The sequence below is a fragment of the Mycobacterium sp. EPa45 genome (assembly GCF_001021385.1).
GTDB lineage: Bacteria > Actinomycetota > Actinomycetes > Mycobacteriales > Mycobacteriaceae > Mycobacterium.
Genome location: NZ_CP011773.1, coordinates 4,296,200 through 4,313,572, shown reverse-complemented (window position 1 = coordinate 4,313,572; position 17,373 = coordinate 4,296,200). Strand labels below are relative to the sequence as shown.

At 67.0% G+C, this 17,373-nt stretch carries 16 protein-coding genes; 12 read left to right on the top strand and 4 right to left on the bottom strand.

What is annotated here, in order from left to right; translation table 11 throughout:
• Nucleotides 1-14 precede the first annotated feature (14 nt).
• The 3 genes from AB431_RS20605 to AB431_RS20595 all read left to right on the top strand — a co-directional run bounded on the left by AB431_RS20605 (nucleotide 15) and on the right by AB431_RS20595 (nucleotide 3,093).
• Complete coding sequence (locus tag AB431_RS20605; RefSeq protein ID WP_047331495.1) at nucleotides 15-494, top strand: ribose-5-phosphate isomerase; 480 nt, start codon at nucleotides 15-17, stop codon at nucleotides 492-494.
• Between the two features lie 3 nt (nucleotides 495-497).
• Nucleotides 498-1,289 (top strand): Fpg/Nei family DNA glycosylase, encoded by a 792-nt coding sequence (locus AB431_RS20600; RefSeq protein ID WP_047331494.1) that lies wholly within the window; start codon nucleotides 498-500, stop codon nucleotides 1,287-1,289.
• A 112-nt stretch (nucleotides 1,290-1,401) separates the two neighbouring features.
• Entirely contained in the window at nucleotides 1,402-3,093 is a 1,692-nt protein-coding gene (locus tag AB431_RS20595) for a sodium:proton antiporter (RefSeq protein WP_047331493.1), read from the top strand.
• 22 nt (nucleotides 3,094-3,115) lie between these two features.
• Here the strand turns inward: AB431_RS20595 and AB431_RS20590 are convergent, their stop codons facing one another.
• Entirely contained in the window at nucleotides 3,116-3,970 is an 855-nt protein-coding gene (locus AB431_RS20590; RefSeq protein WP_047331492.1) for a hypothetical protein, read from the bottom strand.
• A 54-nt stretch (nucleotides 3,971-4,024) separates the two neighbouring features.
• The gene (locus tag AB431_RS20585) at nucleotides 4,025-5,236 is read right to left on the bottom strand and encodes a serine hydrolase domain-containing protein (RefSeq protein WP_047331491.1); all 1,212 of its coding nucleotides are present in this window, start codon (nucleotides 5,234-5,236) and stop codon (nucleotides 4,025-4,027) included.
• Nucleotides 5,237-5,438: 202 nt separating this feature from the next.
• Here AB431_RS20585 and AB431_RS20580 point away from each other — a divergent pair, with 202 nt between their 5' ends.
• From AB431_RS20580 to AB431_RS20565, 4 genes are all read left to right on the top strand, one after another.
• Nucleotides 5,439-7,067, top strand: a complete 1,629-nt coding sequence (locus AB431_RS20580; RefSeq protein ID WP_144418503.1) for a metallophosphoesterase — start codon at nucleotides 5,439-5,441, stop codon at nucleotides 7,065-7,067.
• Between the two features lie 57 nt (nucleotides 7,068-7,124).
• On the top strand, nucleotides 7,125-8,711 hold the full coding sequence (locus AB431_RS20575) for a protease pro-enzyme activation domain-containing protein (protein WP_052960350.1): 1,587 nt from the start codon (nucleotides 7,125-7,127) through the stop codon (nucleotides 8,709-8,711).
• Between the two features lie 86 nt (nucleotides 8,712-8,797).
• On the top strand, nucleotides 8,798-9,892 hold the full coding sequence (locus tag AB431_RS20570) for a zinc ribbon domain-containing protein (protein WP_158423551.1): 1,095 nt from the start codon (nucleotides 8,798-8,800) through the stop codon (nucleotides 9,890-9,892).
• Entirely contained in the window at nucleotides 9,889-10,626 is a 738-nt protein-coding gene (locus AB431_RS20565; protein ID WP_047331488.1) for a hypothetical protein, read from the top strand. Before AB431_RS20570 ends, AB431_RS20565 begins: the two co-directional genes overlap by 4 nt.
• A gap of 17 nt (nucleotides 10,627-10,643) precedes the next feature.
• Here AB431_RS20565 and AB431_RS20560 read toward each other — a convergent pair whose 3' ends face one another.
• Nucleotides 10,644-12,014, bottom strand: coding sequence for an FAD-dependent oxidoreductase (locus AB431_RS20560; RefSeq protein ID WP_047331487.1), 1,371 nt, complete (start codon nucleotides 12,012-12,014; stop codon nucleotides 10,644-10,646).
• Nucleotides 12,015-12,098: 84 nt separating this feature from the next.
• On the opposite strand from AB431_RS20560, the gene AB431_RS20555 reads away from it, so the two are divergent.
• The 4 genes from AB431_RS20555 to AB431_RS20540 all read left to right on the top strand — a co-directional run bounded on the left by AB431_RS20555 (nucleotide 12,099) and on the right by AB431_RS20540 (nucleotide 15,836).
• Nucleotides 12,099-13,475, top strand: coding sequence for a hypothetical protein (locus tag AB431_RS20555; RefSeq protein ID WP_047331486.1), 1,377 nt, complete (start codon nucleotides 12,099-12,101; stop codon nucleotides 13,473-13,475).
• Entirely contained in the window at nucleotides 13,475-13,828 is a 354-nt protein-coding gene (locus AB431_RS20550; protein ID WP_047331485.1) for a hypothetical protein, read from the top strand. The genes AB431_RS20555 and AB431_RS20550 overlap by 1 nt, the downstream gene beginning before the upstream one ends.
• Nucleotides 13,829-14,253: 425 nt before the next feature.
• Complete coding sequence (locus AB431_RS31490; protein WP_158423550.1) at nucleotides 14,254-15,243, top strand: PGRS repeat-containing protein; 990 nt, start codon at nucleotides 14,254-14,256, stop codon at nucleotides 15,241-15,243.
• Between the two features lie 74 nt (nucleotides 15,244-15,317).
• A complete protein-coding gene (locus tag AB431_RS20540; protein ID WP_052960470.1) occupies nucleotides 15,318-15,836 on the top strand; it encodes a hypothetical protein in 519 nt (172 codons plus the stop codon).
• A 5-nt stretch (nucleotides 15,837-15,841) separates the two neighbouring features.
• On the opposite strand, the gene AB431_RS20535 is transcribed toward AB431_RS20540, so the two are convergent.
• On the bottom strand, nucleotides 15,842-16,444 hold the full coding sequence (locus AB431_RS20535; protein WP_144418320.1) for a hypothetical protein: 603 nt from the start codon (nucleotides 16,442-16,444) through the stop codon (nucleotides 15,842-15,844).
• Between the two features lie 218 nt (nucleotides 16,445-16,662).
• On the opposite strand from AB431_RS20535, the gene AB431_RS20530 reads away from it, so the two are divergent.
• The gene (locus AB431_RS20530; protein ID WP_047331483.1) at nucleotides 16,663-17,370 is read left to right on the top strand and encodes a hypothetical protein; all 708 of its coding nucleotides are present in this window, start codon (nucleotides 16,663-16,665) and stop codon (nucleotides 17,368-17,370) included.
• Nucleotides 17,371-17,373: the final 3 nt, after the last annotated feature.

Here is a 17,373-nt window from a genome sequence, read left to right as displayed (position 1 = left end):
GTAAGGTATCGGCCATGCGTGTCTACCTCGGTTCTGACCATGCCGGATACGAACTCAAGCAAGCCATCATCGAGCACCTGAAATCCGGTGGTCACGAGCCGATCGACTGCGGTGCGTACACCTACGACGCCGACGACGACTACCCGGCCTTCTGCATCGCCGCCGCGCAGCGCACGGTCGCCGACCCGGGCAGCCTCGGGATCGTGCTGGGCGGCTCCGGCAACGGGGAGCAGATCGCGGCCAACAAGGTGCCTGGTGCCCGCTGCGCGCTGGCGTGGAGCACCGAGACCGCGTCGCTGGCCCGCGAGCACAACAACGCCCAGCTGATCGGCATCGGTGGGCGCATGCACACCCAGGAGGAAGCACTGGCGATCGTCGACGCGTTCCTGTCCACGCCGTGGTCGAAAGCCGAACGGCACCAACGTCGTATCGACATCCTCGCGGAGTACGAGCGCACGCACATCGCGCCGCCGGTTCCCGGCGCCCCGGCCTGAGCCGTGCCGGAAGGGCACACACTTCACCGGCTCGCGCGGCTGCACCAGCGCCGGTTCGCCGGCGCCCCGGCGGTGGTGTCGAGTCCGCAGGGCAGGTTCACCGACGCCTCAATCGTCAACGGCCGGGTCTTCACCCGCGCCTCGGTCTGGGGCAAGCACCTGTTCCACCACTACGACGGCGGTCCGATCGTGCACGTGCACCTCGGGCTGTACGGCACCTTCACCGAGGCGCCGGTGCCGATGCCGCTACCGGTCGGCCAGGTGCGGATGCGGATCGTCGGCACCGAATGGGGTACCGACTTACGCGGCCCGACGGCGTGCGAGGTGATCGACGAGGCGCAGGTTTCGGCCATCGTGGCCCGGCTCGGGCCGGACCCGCTGCGTCGGGACGCCGATCCGGCGCTGGCGTGGGTCCGAATCTCCAAGTCCCGCAAGTCGATCGGCGCGCTGCTGATGGATCAGAGCGTGATCGCCGGAGTGGGCAACGTGTATCGCAGCGAATTGCTGTTCCGTCACCACATCGACCCCTACCGTCTGGGTCGCGACGTCTCCGAGGCCGAGTTCACCGACATCTGGACCGACCTGGTCGAATTGATGAAGGTGGGCGTGCGGCGCGGCAAGATCATCGTGGTGCGGCCCGAACACGATCACGGCCCGCCGTCGTACGCGCCGAACCGTCCGCGCACCTACGTCTACCGGCGCGCCGGCGAGCCGTGCCGGGTGTGCGCCACCCCGATCCGGACCGCCGAACTGGAAGGTCGCAACATGTTTTGGTGCCCCACCTGCCAGGTGTGAGCACTGCATCCGCGGCCACGAACGTCGACTTGTTGTCGTCACACCGGCGATTTTCCCGCAACAACTCGACGCTCGGCGCGAAGGCCGGGGCGGCACCCGCGAGAATGCTTGCATGGAACTGATTCTCGTCGTCGTCGGCGCGATCGTCGTCGCGGCGATCGCCAAGCAGCGTGGCGTGGAGCCTGCCCTGATGATCGTCGTCGTCGGCATTGCCGTGTCGTTCGTGCCGGGATTCGTCGCACCTGAACTGGAGTCGTACGTTCTGCTGAGCGTGGTGCTGCCCCCATTGCTGTATTCCGCGGCGCTCGACTTCTCGTTCCCGGCGTTCATGCGCAACATCAAGCCGATCCTCGGCCTCGGCGTGGGCCTGGTCGTGGTCACCGCATTCACCGTCGCCGCGGTCTCCGCGTGGCTGGTCGTGGTGCCGTTGACATTCGCGACCGCGCTGGTCCTGGGCGCCATCGTTGCGCCACCCGACGCCGTCACCGCCGTCGCGGTGGGCCGCAAGCTGGGCCTGCCGAAGCGGGTGATGACGATCCTGACCGGAGAAAGCCTGATCAACGACGCCGCGGCGCTGGCGTTGTTCTCGATCGCCGTCGCCCAGGTCGCCGGCACCCACATCTTCATCAACAACCCGCTGCTGCTGTTCGGCTACAGCGCGGTGCTCGGCCCGGTGGTGGGTGTTGCGCTCGGCTACGTGACGCTGTGGATTCGTGAGCGACTCAACAGCGCGAGCCTGGAAACCATCCAGGGTCTGGTGGTGCCTTTCGCCGCCTACATCACCGCGGAGCGGTTTCACGCCTCGGGAGTGCTGGCCGTCGTGGCCGCCGGATTCGTCGTCGGCAGCGGAACGCTGAGTGCGGGTTACCAGACCCGACTGCAGGAGCGTTACGTCTGGAACTCGGTCGACGTCCTGCTGGAGGCATTCGTGTTCGCCTACATCGGGCTGCATCTGCGGTTCGTGCTGGAGGATCTGCGCGACGCTCACGAGTCCCTGGCGGAGGTCGCCGTTGCCGCGGCGGTGGTGCTGGCGATAGTCCTGGTGATCCGTCCGCTGTCGGTGTTCGTGATGTTCGGCCGTGGAGTTCTCTCCCGCCACGTCGACCGCAAATTGAGCGTGCCGATCCCCGAACGAGGCGGCCGGGGGGCGCTCGGTGTCCGAAAGCGGGAAAAGCCAAAGGGCAAGTGGCGGTCGATGATTGACCACACGTCATTGACCTGGCAGGAGAACGTGGTGGTCTCCTGGACGGGCATGCGCGGCGTGGTGACGCTGGCCGCCGCGGCCGGCATCCCGCCGACCATCGCCAGCGGGGAACCGTTCCCCGAGCGGGCCACCATTCAGGCGATCGCGTTCGTGGTGGCCGTCGGCACGCTGCTGCTGCAGGGCTGGACTCTGCCGCCACTGATCCGGCGGCTGAACCTTTCTTCGCCGGCCGACGACCGTGCGTACGACCGGGAGGAAACGGCCAAAGCGGAAAGCACCGTCCACGCCGCGGCCGACGAGGTGCTCGCTTACTTCGAAGCCAACCCGCCGAACGGGCTCGACCCCCATGTGCTGACCGATATTCGCAACTGGATCGCGCGGCACTCCAAGGACGCCGATGAGATGCCCGATCCCGAGGAACACGACCTGCGAGCCGAGGTCTTCTCGACGATGTACCGCAATGTCCTTGCCGCGCAGCGCGCGGCCCTGATCACAGAACGCGATGAAGGACGCATCGACGACGAGGCCGTGCGCGCCATGCTGGGCCGGCTGGATCTGCAGGAGGCCAGCGTGACCGCGCGAATGGAGAGCAGACTCTAAATCCTCGGGTCGCGCCGGATCTCTAGAAGTCGCCGAACCCGCCGCCGAAGTCGCCGCCGCCGAAGTCGCCGCCGCCCCAACCGCCGCTGTCGCCGATGCCGCCACCGTCCCAGCCGCCGCCGCCGTCGCCGCCCCAGCCGCCGCCGTCGCCCCCGTCGCCACCCCAGCCGCCGCCGTCCTGGCCGGCCGCGTCGAGACCCTGGTCATAACCCTGGTCGAAACCCGAGCCGAACCCGTTCTCGAATCCCGAAGCGCCGTAATCGACTCCGTGCATGCCGGAGAACAACGCATCGAACAACAGCACCGAGCCCACGCCCCAGGCGCCCGCGACCAGTGCCGTCTTCCACCAGGGCTCGGAGTACCACCCGGCGGGCACCGGACGCCCTGCGACCCGCCCGCCGGGGTAGTAGTTCGGAGTCCGCTGGCTCGGCGTGGGGGAAGCCTCGATCTCGCGGCCCTCGAACTGCACCCTGCGGTCCTCGGTCACCGCGCCGGCCGCCTTCTGGCCGGACACCGCTTCCAGTTCCGGGCCCGGGTCCATGCCCATCGCGGTACGCGCGGCACGCACGTAATACAGCCCCTCGATTGCGCTTTCCTTGGCCAGCATCGCCTGCTTGGCGGTGGTGGCCTGCTCGATCTGTGAGGAGGCGGCGGTGAAGCGTTCGGAGGCGTCAGCCAGCGCCTGGTTGGCGGCGTCGTTGTTACCCGACAGGTTGAGCACTTGCCCGCCAAGCCGCTCGATGACCCTCCTCGCATCGGCCTTTGCATCGGCCAGCGAGGCCGCGTTGCGATTGCCCGAGGCCCGCGACGAACTCACCACCGCCAGCACGATCACGGCGACGACAACCAGGATGAGCACGACCAGCACACCATTCATGGCGTCCACAGTACCGATCCTGTGAGAGTGCTCCGGAGAACGAAAATTTGCCTGTCAGAGCACGCCGAGAGCGCGGTAGACCTCGTTGGACAGCGCGGTGCTGCGCGGATCGGCGTTGCACTTGGTGGCGTCGAAATAGTTCATCACGTAGGCGTAACCGATGCGGTGTTCGAGGTCGACGAACCCATACGAACCGCCCGACCCGCCGTGGCCGAAACTGCGCAGGTTCGGTCCGGCCACCCCACGCTGGTTGAGCATGTAGCCCAGTCCCCAGCCGTGATCGGCGACCCGTGGCCCGAGCACGACGTCGGTGTCAAAGCCGCCCTGCGATACCCGCACGGCCTCCAATTGCTCGCGGCTGAGCAGCTTCTCCTGCGCGAGGCCGTTGTAGAACGTGGCCAGGCCGAGCGCCGAGACGTGCCCGTTGGTGCTCGGGAACTCGCTGCAACGCCACTGCTCGAGTTCGTGGGACCCCAGTTCGTCGTCGGGGACGAAGCCCATCGCGACCGCCATACCGGCCATCGGATGTTCGGCCAACGACGTCGGGTGGCCGGGCGCTTGGCCGTTGGCGAGGACATCGCGGATGTGCGGTTTGTTGACCATGTCCGCGCACCGGTGGTGTTCGGCGGTGGGCAGGCCGATGTGCACGTCGATGCCCATCGGCTCCGCAATCTCGGTTCGCAGGTACTGACCGATCGTTCGCCCGGTGGCCCGGCGGACCACCTCGCCGAGGATGAAGCCGAAGCTCACCATGTGGTAGCCCTGCGCCGTCCCCGGCGTCCACCACGGCTCGGCGGCGGCCAGAGCGGCGCACACCCGGTCCCAGTCGGTGGTGTCCCCCCAGTGCATCCGGGTGCGGGGTCCGATCACCCCCGAGCGGTGCCCGAGCACCGACGCGATCGTGATGTCGTGCTTGCCGTTCTGAGCGAACTCCGGCCAATACCGGGCGACCGGCGCGTGCAGGTCGAGCTCACCGCGATCGGCAAGCAGATGCACACAGGTGCTCGTCAGCCCCTTGGTAGCAGAGAAGACGCTGGCCAGGGTGTCCTGGCGCCATCGGCGGCGCCGGCGGCCGTCGGCGTAGCCGCCCCACAGATTGACCACCAGGTCGCCGTCGACCCACACGGTCACGGCGGCGCCGATCTCACCGCGAGCGGTGAAGTTCTTCTCGAAGGCCTCGCGTACGGCGTCGAAACCCGCGGCGCACTCACCGCGGATGGGGATCTGGTCGCTCAACGCGCCTCCTGGCCGCCGGGTCTTCGGCATGAATCTACGGAAAGTCACGGTAGCCAGCAAAGTTGTGCGGACGATTGGAGCGCAATTGCAATCGGCTCGTAATTAGCGCGGGAGCCCACACATTTTGTTCACCTGCAGTTTCCGGTCGATTTCACGGACTCGCAGGTGGTTGCGTCAGGATCGGGGGGTGGAGATTCCCGATACGGGCATTCCGCCGGCGCTCGCCGGCCGGATGACGATGACTGAGCAGCACGAATGGCATCGGGCGTACCTGCGTGCCCGCCCGGTCTCGCGGCGCAACTTTCTGCGCGGCTCGGCGGCCGCGGCCGCTGTTGCCGCGTTGGGGGCTTCCCCGCTCGGGCACCGGGCCTACGCCCAGGACGGACCCCTGGCAGTGGCCGGCCGGCGAGTCGGCTACGGGCCGGACGCCTCGAGTCAGCTACGGCTGGCCGCTCAGCTTTCGCGCAATCCCGGCACAACCAGGGTCTTCGTCGACCATGGTCCGACACCGGGGCTCGGCGCAACGATCGAGGCCGAAGTCCGCAACCTCGTGACTCAGATCCCGGACAGCAGCGGCGGACTGCTCTCGGCAGAGCAGTTCTACGTCCACGCGCCGGTGAACGGGCTACCCGGGCGCACACCGCACTTCTATCGCTGGCGCACCGGCGATGGGTTCGTCAGTGACGTGCGATCCGCCGCGACCGCCATGCCCAGTGCGCGAGATGCAGTGGGCTGGTTCCGGTTCACGATGATGGGGGATCAGGGCACCGACGAAACACCGTTAGCGCCAGCAGGTCTCACCCGCGGTGACTACGACGACAGCTACTACAAGCCCGACAACGATCCGGCGGTGTCGCACACCGGCAACGTCCTGGACCAGATCGTGGCGTCGCGGCCCGACTTCCACGTCCTCGCCGGTGATATCGCGTACGCCGATCCGTCCGGGGCGGGCAAGCAGCCGCAGTTCGTTCGAAAAGGTGATCCTCCCAAAGGTTTTGACAAGTTCAACCCCTACGTGTGGGATGTGTACCTTAATTCCATCGAGGCCAGCGCCTCGACGACGCCATGGATGTTCGCTACCGGTAACCACGATATGGAGGCCGCCTATCCGGTGCACGGGTATGGCGGGCATCTGGCCAGACTTGATCTGCCGGGCAACGGGCCGACGGGTTGTCCGTCGGTCTATTCCTTCACCTACGGCAATGTCGCGGTGCTCTCGCTGGACGCCAACGACGTCAGTTACGAGATCACGGCCAACACCGGATACTCCGGTGGCTCCCAAAACAACTGGGTGGAAAGGACATTGGCAGCGCATCGGACCAACCCCGATATCGACTTCATTGTCTGCTTCTTCCACCACTGCGCCTACTCCACCACCGAAGCGCATGCCAGCGACGGGGGAGTGCGCGCCGCGTGGGTTCCGTTGTTCGACCGCTACCAGGTCGATCTGGTGTTGCAGGGTCACAATCACGTCTTCGAACGGTCGGATCCGATCCGGGGCGGGGCGCCCACCAGGGCGGCCGAGGACAACGCGATCGTCTACCCGGAAACCGATGGCACCGTCTACTACACCGTGGGTTCGGCAGGGCGCCCGCGCTATAACTTCCAGCCCGGCGAGCCGGAGAGCTACCGCGGCAACGAGGCCCCGGACACCTTCGTGGCAAACAGCTACGTCTGGACGGCCGACGGGCACAAGCAGACCGAAGCGGTCGGCTGGTCACGAGTGCGATTCCGCAATTACGCGTTCATCCGGGTCGATGTGCGGCCGGGTAACTTCATGAGCGAGATGGACGTGATCGCCGTCGATGAATACGGCCGGGAGTTCGACAAGCTGACTTACCGCCGTCACGTTCGCGCCTGATCTCTTCGGCCAGGTCCCAGCGCCCCGTACCGAGGTGCACTATGGTTCGGTTCAGCCATGACTCGTACGGTGTTAGCGCTGCTGGTGGTGAGCGTGCTCGCGCTCGCCGGATGCGGGGTGCGGTCCAACACCGGTTCGCCTTCTGGGCAAGCTATTTCGGGGCCGTTTGCATTGCTGTTGCAGGCGTCGGCCAATCTCGGTGATTCACGCGCGCAGGTGGTGCAGTTGACCGCAGAACTGCGCGACAGGCAGGCTCCGGATCGTTTGCAGCGCTGGGCAACCGCCAACGGCCTGTCGGTGCGGTGGGAACCGGGTGCCGGATGGGCGGTACTTCAAGGACCACCCGCCAGTGTCAGTACGGCCCTGGGTGTGCCGGTGCACGACTACCGCAATTCGTCCGGCGAGCAGTTCTATGCTTCTCCCGAACAGCCGACAGTCCCTGCAGCGCTGCGTGATTCGGTGTCGGCACTGGGTCGCATCCTGAGCTACACCCCCTATCACTCGAGCAGCCCGTCGATTCGGCCGCTTCCCACCGACGTCCCCGATCACAGCCTGCCGCCGGACGCGCTGCGCAGGATCTACAACGTTCGCCCGCTGACCGACTCCGGTTACACCGGCGAGGGCACGACGATCGTGGTCTTCGCGTTCGACGGATTCGACCAAGCCGACCTCGACATGTTCACCGCGACCTACGGACTGCCGAGGTTCGCCCCCGAAGTCGTGGGCGGGATGCCCGAGCAGCGCAACAACGAGGCATCGATGGATTTGCAGGTCGCCCATGCCCTGGCACCCGGTGCCCGCATGGTGCTGGTGAACGCGCGGCCGACGGTCGGCACTGGCGGGACCTACGTCAAGATCGCCGACATGATGCGAGACGTCGATCGGCGGTTCCCCGGTGCGGTGTGGAGTCTGTCGATCGGCTGGGGCTGCGACCGGATGATCACCGCGGCCGACTTGGCGCCCGTGCAGGAAGCGGTGGCCGATGCGGTGGCCAGGGGCACCACCGTGTTCAACGCCACCGGCGATCTCGCCGGCCTGGAATGCAAACGGGGCCATGACTGGTCGGCCCCGCCCGGCCCGTCGGACGTCGGACTGGACGCCGTCGCCTCGCTGCCGGAGGTCACCACGGTAGGCGGAACGACGTTGTCGACGGACGAGAATTACCGGTGGCTCGCCGAACTCGGGTGGAGTGACGGACCGCTGACCCAGGGCAGCGGTGGCGGAACCTCGGCGTTGTTCGAGCGGCCGCCGTGGCAGAGCGCGGCACCGGATACCGCGTTGCGCCGCCTGACCCCCGACATCTCGGCCGTCGCCGACACCACCACCGGCGCCGTGATCGTGCTGAACCGACAACTGGTCGTCGGCGGCGGCACCTCTCAGGCTGCGCCGCTGTGGGCCGGCATCGCGGCGGTGATGAACCAGTTCTTGATCGACAACGGCGGACGCGCGCTGGGTGACTTCAACCCGACCCTCTACCGGATCGCTGCCGGGGCGACACGACCGGCCTTTCACGACATCGTCCTCGGTACCAACGCCGTCGCAGTCGCAGGCCCCGGCTACGACATGGTCACGGGTCTGGGAAGCCCAGACACCGACAACCTGGCCCGCGACATCCTCGACCTGCAGCGCGCGGGTGCGGCATGAGCAGGCAGGCCGAAACAATGCCGTGCCGGCTGTGTGGCCACGACGTGCCGGCGGGCCGGTTCTGCGGACGGTGCGGTGCGCGCTTGGTGCGTGAACAAGGCGCCGGACCGGACTGGCTGCGGGGCAACGCCTTTGTCGCGGCACCAGGTGAAAACGTCTTGCAGCCTTCCCTTGTCAGCTCGGTGTTCCCCCATCTGCCGCGCCGCTCGCTCAGTACGTTCCGGTTCGGGCTCGGGCTGGTGTTCGTCCTGCTTGTGGTGTCCTGCGTATTCCACTGGTATGTGTCGATGGTGGCGGTGGCCACGTTCGCGCCGCTGCTACTGTTCGCGATCTATCTGGTCGAGACGGGTGTGATCTTCGATCTACCTTGGCGAGTCTGGGGTTTGACGGTGGGACTCGGTATCGCGGTCGGGCTGGGCTGGGCGCAACTGACCGCCGCGATCGTCACCGAGTCCTACAGCCTGGGGCTTGGCACGGAGGTGCCCACGGCCCGTCTGGTGCGCGATGCGTTGGTGATCCCGTTTGGCGGACTGCTCGTGATGCAACTGCCTACCGTGATGGTTCGACTGACCCGACCGCCGGCTCGGGAGTCGTTGTACGGGTTCGTGATCGGAGTGCTTGGGGCGACGGTGTTCGCGGTGACGGTGACGATGGTCCGCCTGGTGCAGGAGATCGACTCCGGGATCACGATCAGCGGACAGTCGGTCACCGACCTGTTGATCGAAGCTGGCGTGAGGGGGCTGACGATGCCGCTGACCGCGGCGTCGGTAAGCGGACTGGTCGGGATTGGTCTGTGGTATTCGCGACGTCCTGGTGTCTCCCGCACCCGTCACCTGGCGGCCGGTGGCCTCGTGTTGGTGGTGGTCGCCGCGGCCTACGCGAACGTCGGACTGGTGGAGGTGCTGGCGATCGCCTCGGAATTGCAGCTCCTGGTGCATGTGGCGTTGGCGCTGGCGGCGGTGATCGCCTTGCGGGTCGGGATCCAGGTCGCGGTGCTGCACGAGCCGCAGGACCGGCCGCATCCAGACCTGCCGATCCTGTGCCCGGGATGCGGGCATGTGGTGCCCGACGTTGCATTCTGCCCGGCCTGTGGTGTCGCCGCGCACACCGCCTCACGCGCGTCGCGTGATGCCCGCCGCCGGGACCGTCCGCGACCGAGCACCGAGTTGGTGGAGCCATGAGTGCCCCGGCAGTGGTGCGCGAACTCGCGCCCGGGTACTCGGTGTTGTCCGGGTCGTATTCGGCAGCGCCACTGCGTTATACGTCATTGCGCCGGTTGTTGTTCCTGTTGACGGCGGGGCTGACCGTCGTGGTCGGCGCGATGACGGCGGCCTCGTTACTGACGGCGGCTCCGGCGGTGCGGTACACCTGCCCGCCGGAGTGCGGCCGGCCGCCCACCGGCATTCCGGTGCAAGCGAATCCGCGCTTCACCGCAGCCGACGGCTCGTTCTCGGTGGCGTACCCCGGTCCCGGGTCGGCGTACGAGATCACCAAAGAGGACGACGGCGTCTCGGCCAAGTTCACCGCGGGCGACGGCGGCGAGATGGACCTGTTCGCCGTCCCCGCCAAAGGCCGCACCGCCGAGCAGGTCGTCGATGACCTGTTGCGTGAGAAGCAGCCCGATGCCACCGTGGCGTACGTTCTCCCCAACGCGACTGTGGGTTATCAGCTTGGCTACGGGGCGGTGCTCGATGTGTACCCGCAAGGGACGTCCGGCACCGTCCGGCGCAACCGAATCGTGGTGTTGGCCGCGGTCAAGAATGATCTGGCGCTGATCGGCGGTGCGATCGGTCCGTATCGCCCGTTCCGTCCCGGCGACGGTCCGAATCTCCCGTCAGGTGCGAACCTGCAGCTCGCGCAGGATCTGGGCAAGTACATCAACAGCTTTCAGTGGAAGGGCGATTCGCCGCGGTAGCGGTCAGCCCGGCCCGCTCATGATCGCCGGGTGACTGCGAGCTCGAGGTCCGTGACTTCCTTGGCCGCCCGTTCACCCGAGCGCACCGCGCCGTCGACCCAGCCGTGCATGACGCCGGATGTTTCGGTTCCGGCCCAATGGATTCGGCCGCAGGGTTCGGTTATGGCGGGGCCGAACTCGGTGAGAACACCCGGCGGACAATGACTCAGCATGCCTCCGCCCGAATACCGTTCGACGCTCCAGTCCTGATCGAGATACGCCACCGGTGTCGCGGCCTTCTCGCCGAAACGCTCCACCAGGTTGTTCAGCACCTCTGTCTTGCGCGCGTCGGGGTCCATCTTGGTGTACCGGCGCGCTTCGGGGCCCTCGGTGATCACGCACATCACCCCGGGTCGCGGCGCATCGGTGGACGCGTCGATGGTCAGGTTGGCCAGCGAGCCGGGTGCGAATGTCTGGCCGGTCAGTCCGTCCTTTCGCCAGAACGGCTCGTCGTACACGATGTTGATCTTCACGACGGCGCCGCTGGGGATCCGCTGATGCAGGAAGGATCGGTCCACCGGGAGCATCGGCTCGTAGAGAATGTGGCTGGCGATAGCGATCGGCACCGCCACGATCACGCGCTGCGCTCGCACGGTCATGCCGTCCGCTTCGACCGTGACCCCGTCATCGTCCTGTTTGATCCGCCGAACGGGCTGATTCAGGTGCAACGAGTCGCCGATCTCGGCGGCCATCTTGCTCGAGACCGCACCCATGCCGCCGATGATGCGCGAGTCTTGGGACCCGTCCTTGATGCCAAGCACGAACGACGGGCCACCACCGGAGGCCAGCTGTCGTAGGACGAACAACATCGAGGTCTCTGATGCCGCCGACGTGTAGAGGCCGGCGATCGCGGCTTCCAGCAATGTGTGTGCGGGCTTGGACAGTGTGCGGTCGTTGAGCCAGGAGGCGTAGGTGATGCGGTCCAGCTTCTCGGCATTCTTGGCTTCCCAGGGAGCCTCGAGCGGAATCGTTTTGCACAACCGGGTCAGATCGAGGAAAACCGCGCCCATGTTGAGCGCCGCCCAAGGGCTCATCGTCAGCGGGATGGTGCCCTCGTAGCGATAGTGCTTACCCTCGACGACCATCATGGCCTCGCCGTCGACGTACTGCTTGTAGCTTCCGACGCCGAACTCTTTCATCAACCCATAGATAGCGTCCTGACCTGGCCCGATCCACGCGCCGCCCCGGTCGATCCAACTGCCTTCGGGGCCTTCCACGGTGAATGTTCGCCCGCCGATCCGATCCCGGGCTTCCAGAAGGGCCACCGATCGGCCCGCTTGTTTGAGGCGCAAAGCGGCGGTCAGTCCGGCGAAACCCGCGCCGACCACGCAGAAATCCACATCAGCCATGGCTTATGGTGCGCCTCGCTGTGTGCATCCTGTCGGCGTTTTGGCAAAGTATCAACCAGCCGCCACGTGGCTTCCGGGAGGACGATGAGCACCGACAGCGCCGTACGCACCGCCGTGGTCTTCGTGCACGGTTTGCTCGAACGCCGGCCCATGGACGTTCTCGATGATTTCGCCAAGACGGTGCTGACACCGGAAGGCGGCCGGTGGGAGTACTACCCGCAGCCCATCGAGATCACCGATTCCTATGAGGCACGCCGCTATACCGCCACGGTGGGCGTCGATCTCTATGAGTACGACTGGTCGTTCCTGATGACGAGCGCTCGCTACGCGGGCTTCATCCCGGCCCTGGCACGGATGTTCCTTCGCCGTCCCCGCCACGTGCCCGACCAGCTGTTCGGCATCTGGCGTGCGGTCCTGCTGACGGTGCTCGTCCCAGTCGCCGTGCTCGTGGGATTGTTTGTGGTGGGCGGATACTTCCTGCACACCGGTGTAGCCGGCTGGATCATCGGGGTCGCCACCAGCGTGGTGGTGCTGACCGTCGCTCTCGCCGTCTTCCGCCTTCTGCCGCGAGCATTGACACGCAGCTTCCTGACCACCGGCTTCGTCAACGTCGCCCGGTACTTCGACATAGCATCGGAATCCCAGGCGGCACGGCGCGCGGTCCGCGGCGGTCTCGTCGACTTGCTGTACACGCTGCAGCAGGGCCGCTACGCGCGTGTCGTCGTAGTGGGCCACGGTATCGGTGGCTACATCGCCTACGACGCGCTGACGTCGTTGTGGGCCGAGACGCACGAACTTCGGGCGGTACCGGGACCGCCCCTGCCGTCGCCGATCGAGCCCGACGTCCACGGCTCGGTCGTGGAGTTCCAAGAACGGCAATTCGCGTCGTGGCAGGACCTGCGCCGTCAGGGAAACCCTTGGCGGATAACCGATTTCGTGACTGTGGGGACCCCGATGGCGTTGGCTGATCTGTTCGTGGGCCGGCCGCCGATCCTCAGTGGCTGTGGTCGTGTCGACCGACGGCACGTGTTGTTCGACTCGTTGATCCGCCGGGGTGTGGTGTCAAGTTGCCCACCTCGGTTCGACGGCTCCGAAAAGCCGGCGACGGTGGGCGGACTGTCGCCCTTCGCGGTGACCCGCTGGACCAACATCTGGTTTCCGGTGCGTCGTGGCAGTATTCGCGGCGACTGGTTTGGTGGAGCACTGGCGCCGTTGTTCGGGCCGGGCATCCGCGAGATCGCCGTCAGTGGCAACCAGCCGGATCGGTTGGCTCCGGGGCTGGCCCACACCCGTTACTTCAAGTATCCGGAGCGCGACGGCGACGGCGACGTGGCGTTTCACCTCCGGAAAGTGCTTGGTGTGGAAGATCATTTGGGCATCGATGTTGTGTTGAACGCGCCAGATCCCGACCCCACCACGGTCGGCCGTGTGGTGTACCGGTCTTGGCAGCGAAGCATGTAATGGCGACTGGACGGGCGGTTGCTGTGCGCGCGGCGTGCGTGCTCTGCGCCCTGGCCGCGCTGCTGCTGGCCGTCGTCGCGGGAAATGATCTGTACTTCACCGGCTTCCCCGACTCGCATTACACCGACTACGACACAGCGGCCGAAACGCCCAAGCGGGTACTGATGTGGGTGGAGTGGGGATTCGTCGTCGGCTTCCTGCTTCTGGCGATTCCCAGGCTCAGCGGGAAGGCGCGCTCCGTGGGGTTGCTCACCGGCGTGGTCGCGCTTGTTCTCGTGGTGATAATTCAATGGGTCGGCATCCCTTGGTATTTCATCGACCACCTGGGTCTCGACAATGGGGTTGGCGGATAGCGATTGTGACGTAGATCACTAAATCGCTGTGAACCAAATCGGCGGCCCCTGTCGTGAACCGAGGGAGTCAACGAAAACGGATCCACGGAAGGGCCGGGGCGATGACGCATGCCACAACGAGGGTGATCACAGTTACGGCGATGAATGTACTCGCCACGGCTGCAATGCATTTACCAAGCAACTCACCATCGGCGCCGCCCCCCATGCACACCCGTCCGTTGGTCCTGGCGGCGTCGTCGAACCGAGCACCCGGTCCGGCCAGGCCGAACAGGCTGATCGCTGCTGGTCACGAAATTGCCACTGCTAGTGGCGATTTGGAAACCGACATGCTCGTTCGGCGCAACGAAGCAGTTCGCTCCTTTGCATCGAGCGCGCCCCGGATCATAGGGTCCGCGCCTAGGCCCGTGGTCGTCGTGCACCCCCGAGTGAGCGTTGTGGACACCGGTGGCCATCGGCAGGCGGCCGCGGTGCCGGCTCTTCCGACCCCCGAGGCGGTCGCTGACCAACTCCGTGCGTTCGTCGCCGTGTACATCAGTAACGGCACGGCGGCGCATCCGGACGCCGGGCTGTTGATCGGCAACGGTTTCGACGGTGGCCCCGGCCAGGACGGTGGGCGCGGCGGCATGCTGTTCGGCAACGGCGGCCGCGGCGGCGACGGGATCATCACGGTCAACAACGGGAGGGCCGGCAACGGCGGCAGCGCCGGGCTATTCGGCAACGGCGGTGACGGCGGCCGCGGCGGCGACTTGACCGCGACGGGGGGCGTCGCGGCGTTCGGTCGCGACGGCGGCAAGGGTGGCAACGGCGGCCTACTCGTCGGCAACGGCGGCAAGGGGGGCGACGGCGGCACCGGCCAAAACCCCGACACCGGTGGCACCGTCGGGGGGCGTGGCGGACACGGTGGAGATGCCGGTGTGTTCGGTCGCGGCGGTGATGGTGGCCAAGGCGGAAAGGGCAATGCGGGAACCGGAACGGCCCGAGCGGGTGTCGGAGGTGACGGAGGCCGTGGCGGCGTCGTGGGCGACGGCGGCAACGGAGGCGACGGCGGAATCGGCTCGAGCAAGGGCAATGCCTTCGGCGGTGACGGCGGCACCGGAGGAGAAGGCGGATCGGTCGTGGGCACCGGGGGCCACGGTGGCACCGGTGGTGCGGCGAACAGCAACGTCCAGACGAGCACCGCGACCGGCGGCCACGGTGGCAATGGCGGCGATAGCCACGGTATTCGCCAGACCGGTGGCGCCGGTGGAGGTGGTGGCAACGGTGTGGCCACACCTGGCACAGGCATCGGCGGCGATGGTGGCAATGCCGGCCGCAGCGGGCCCGGTGGCGGAACAGGCGCTGCCGGGATCGGCGGCATCGGCGTCGGAAACACTCCCGGCACGCACAACGGCAAGGCGGGCAGCGGCGCCCCGTAGTCCGGGGATGAAGCAGGTTGCGGAGAAGCACCTGGCGGCGGCTCGGCCGGCTCTACCATCGCCACATGGCCGATATGACGACAATAAAACTAGGTCTCGTCGGCGTCTTGACCGGTGCGATGCCGATCGTGCCGGTTGCCCACGCGGATCGTGTTGAGCCACAGCCGATTTACGGCTACTACAACCTGCTGATCGACTTCTCCAAGCAGACGTTCAATGGCGCGCCGACGCCGATGAGTCCGATCACGGTGCCCGTGCCGTTCACCACGCACTGCGGTGCCGACGGGTGTGTCGCGACCCTGGACAACACGGACGACCATGCCCGGAATCCGGGCGCGCCCATGGCATACGACTACCGCTGGACCGGTGACCGATGGGAAACCAGCGGTGAGTATCCGTACTTCTGCGACCGCAACGATCCCAACAGCGTTGTAATTGCACAACGCTCGGATTACTGGGTTCCGAAGCCCGGCGGTGGCTTCTCCGGCGAGCGCACCCTCGTCATCAGGGGAGCGGGCTGCCCGGGCGAGGGCCCGGGCACCCACTCGGTGCCGATTTCCCTGACACCGATCGATCCGCCACCGACGGGCTGACCCACTCAGGGCGCGGCTGCGCTCTTGACTCGCTTGCTGCCGCCCTTGCCCGCCCCGGCAGACGGCGTCGACTTCCTGGCGCCGGTGATCTTCGCCGCGGTGGCGCTGGCGGTCGCCCGGCCACTCGCCGCCGTCGAACGTCGGGTGCTCCCCGTGGGGCGGTTGACTGTCGCCACCCCACGGCTGGCCGCCTTGATCTGCGCCTGCGCCTGCGCCGAGCCGGAGCTGCTGCAGGTCTGGCCGGCAAAGCAGACGGGGAACTTCGGCACCGGTGGGATGTGCAGGAACCTCAGGCCCGGATTCACGGTGTCGGCGAAGCCGTTCCAGGCGTAGGCGGTCGCGGCGAACGCCACCACGAGGCCGCTGAGCCCGATTGCCGCAAGACCTGGGCCTGCGCCCAGCCCGAGGCTGTTCAGATATTCCAGGATCGACGCCGCGAACGCGAGGAAGTCCGGCGGTGCGGAAGTGTCGTTGGCGGTTTGGCTCGCGGCGGGCCGGGGCACCGACGTCGGGCGCGCGGTCGCGGGGTTATCGACCGAAGTGACCGCGACGAGCTGCACCGCATGCGCCTCGGTGCGGGGGAGCGTGGCATCCGGTGGCGCCGTCACAAGCCCGAGAGTGAGAATGCCGGCCACCGCCGCGGCGGTGAAAGGACGAACAGCCGTGCTGTGGATTCCTCGGCGCATCATTACCTTTGGTCGGCGGCCAGGCGATCGGGCGAATTGATCATGACAGCTCTGCATCCGAGCGGATTTGATTTCTCGAACATTATTTGCGCGTTCGTCAGTGCAGTTTGGGCACCCGCCGATCTGGACATCATGGAACCGTGAAACTGCTTCCGACGCCCGACGTGACGATCGCCGACTCCGACGTCGAAGACGCGCTGGGTCGGGCGGTCACGGTCATCAATCCGTTGCTCGACGTCCTGTGGGGAACGGATCCGCTCGGACTCAAGCGGCAAGACCCGCCGACCGCCGTCTCCCGCGTCCTCAACGCCGTCGACATCCCGGGCACCCTCGCGTGGGATGACATGAGCACCGACGACCGGATCAGCTGGTGGGTCTGGCGGGTTGGCGCGCTGAACACCGTCGTGGTGGCGGCACCCGGTGTGCTCGGTGTTATCGGACGGCGGTTGCCGATCCAGGATCTCCTCGGGTTCGCCAACCAAGCGATCGTGCTCTGCGCCGTGGCGCGCGAACTCGGCGTCACCGATCACCGGCGGCAGGCCCGGATGCTTGCGGCGGTGTTGTGCGGTCGGGATCTGTCGGTGGTGGTTCACGACCCCGGCGATTCTCCGCCGCACATCCCGTTCACCCCGCAGGGCATCGCCTCGGCGGTGTGGAAGCTCGTCGGTGTGCTTGACGCCGTCGGCGACGAACTTGAAAAGCGGCCGCACCCGCGCGCGCTGTTCCGGTATGTGGCGATGCTGCCGGCCGTCGGCGTCGTGGCCTCGTACCTGGGCGAATGCGGCGCGCTGGCCCGGGCAGCGAAGGCGGGCCGGCGGTGGATCGAACAGCAAGAGCCGCCCGGTTAGAGC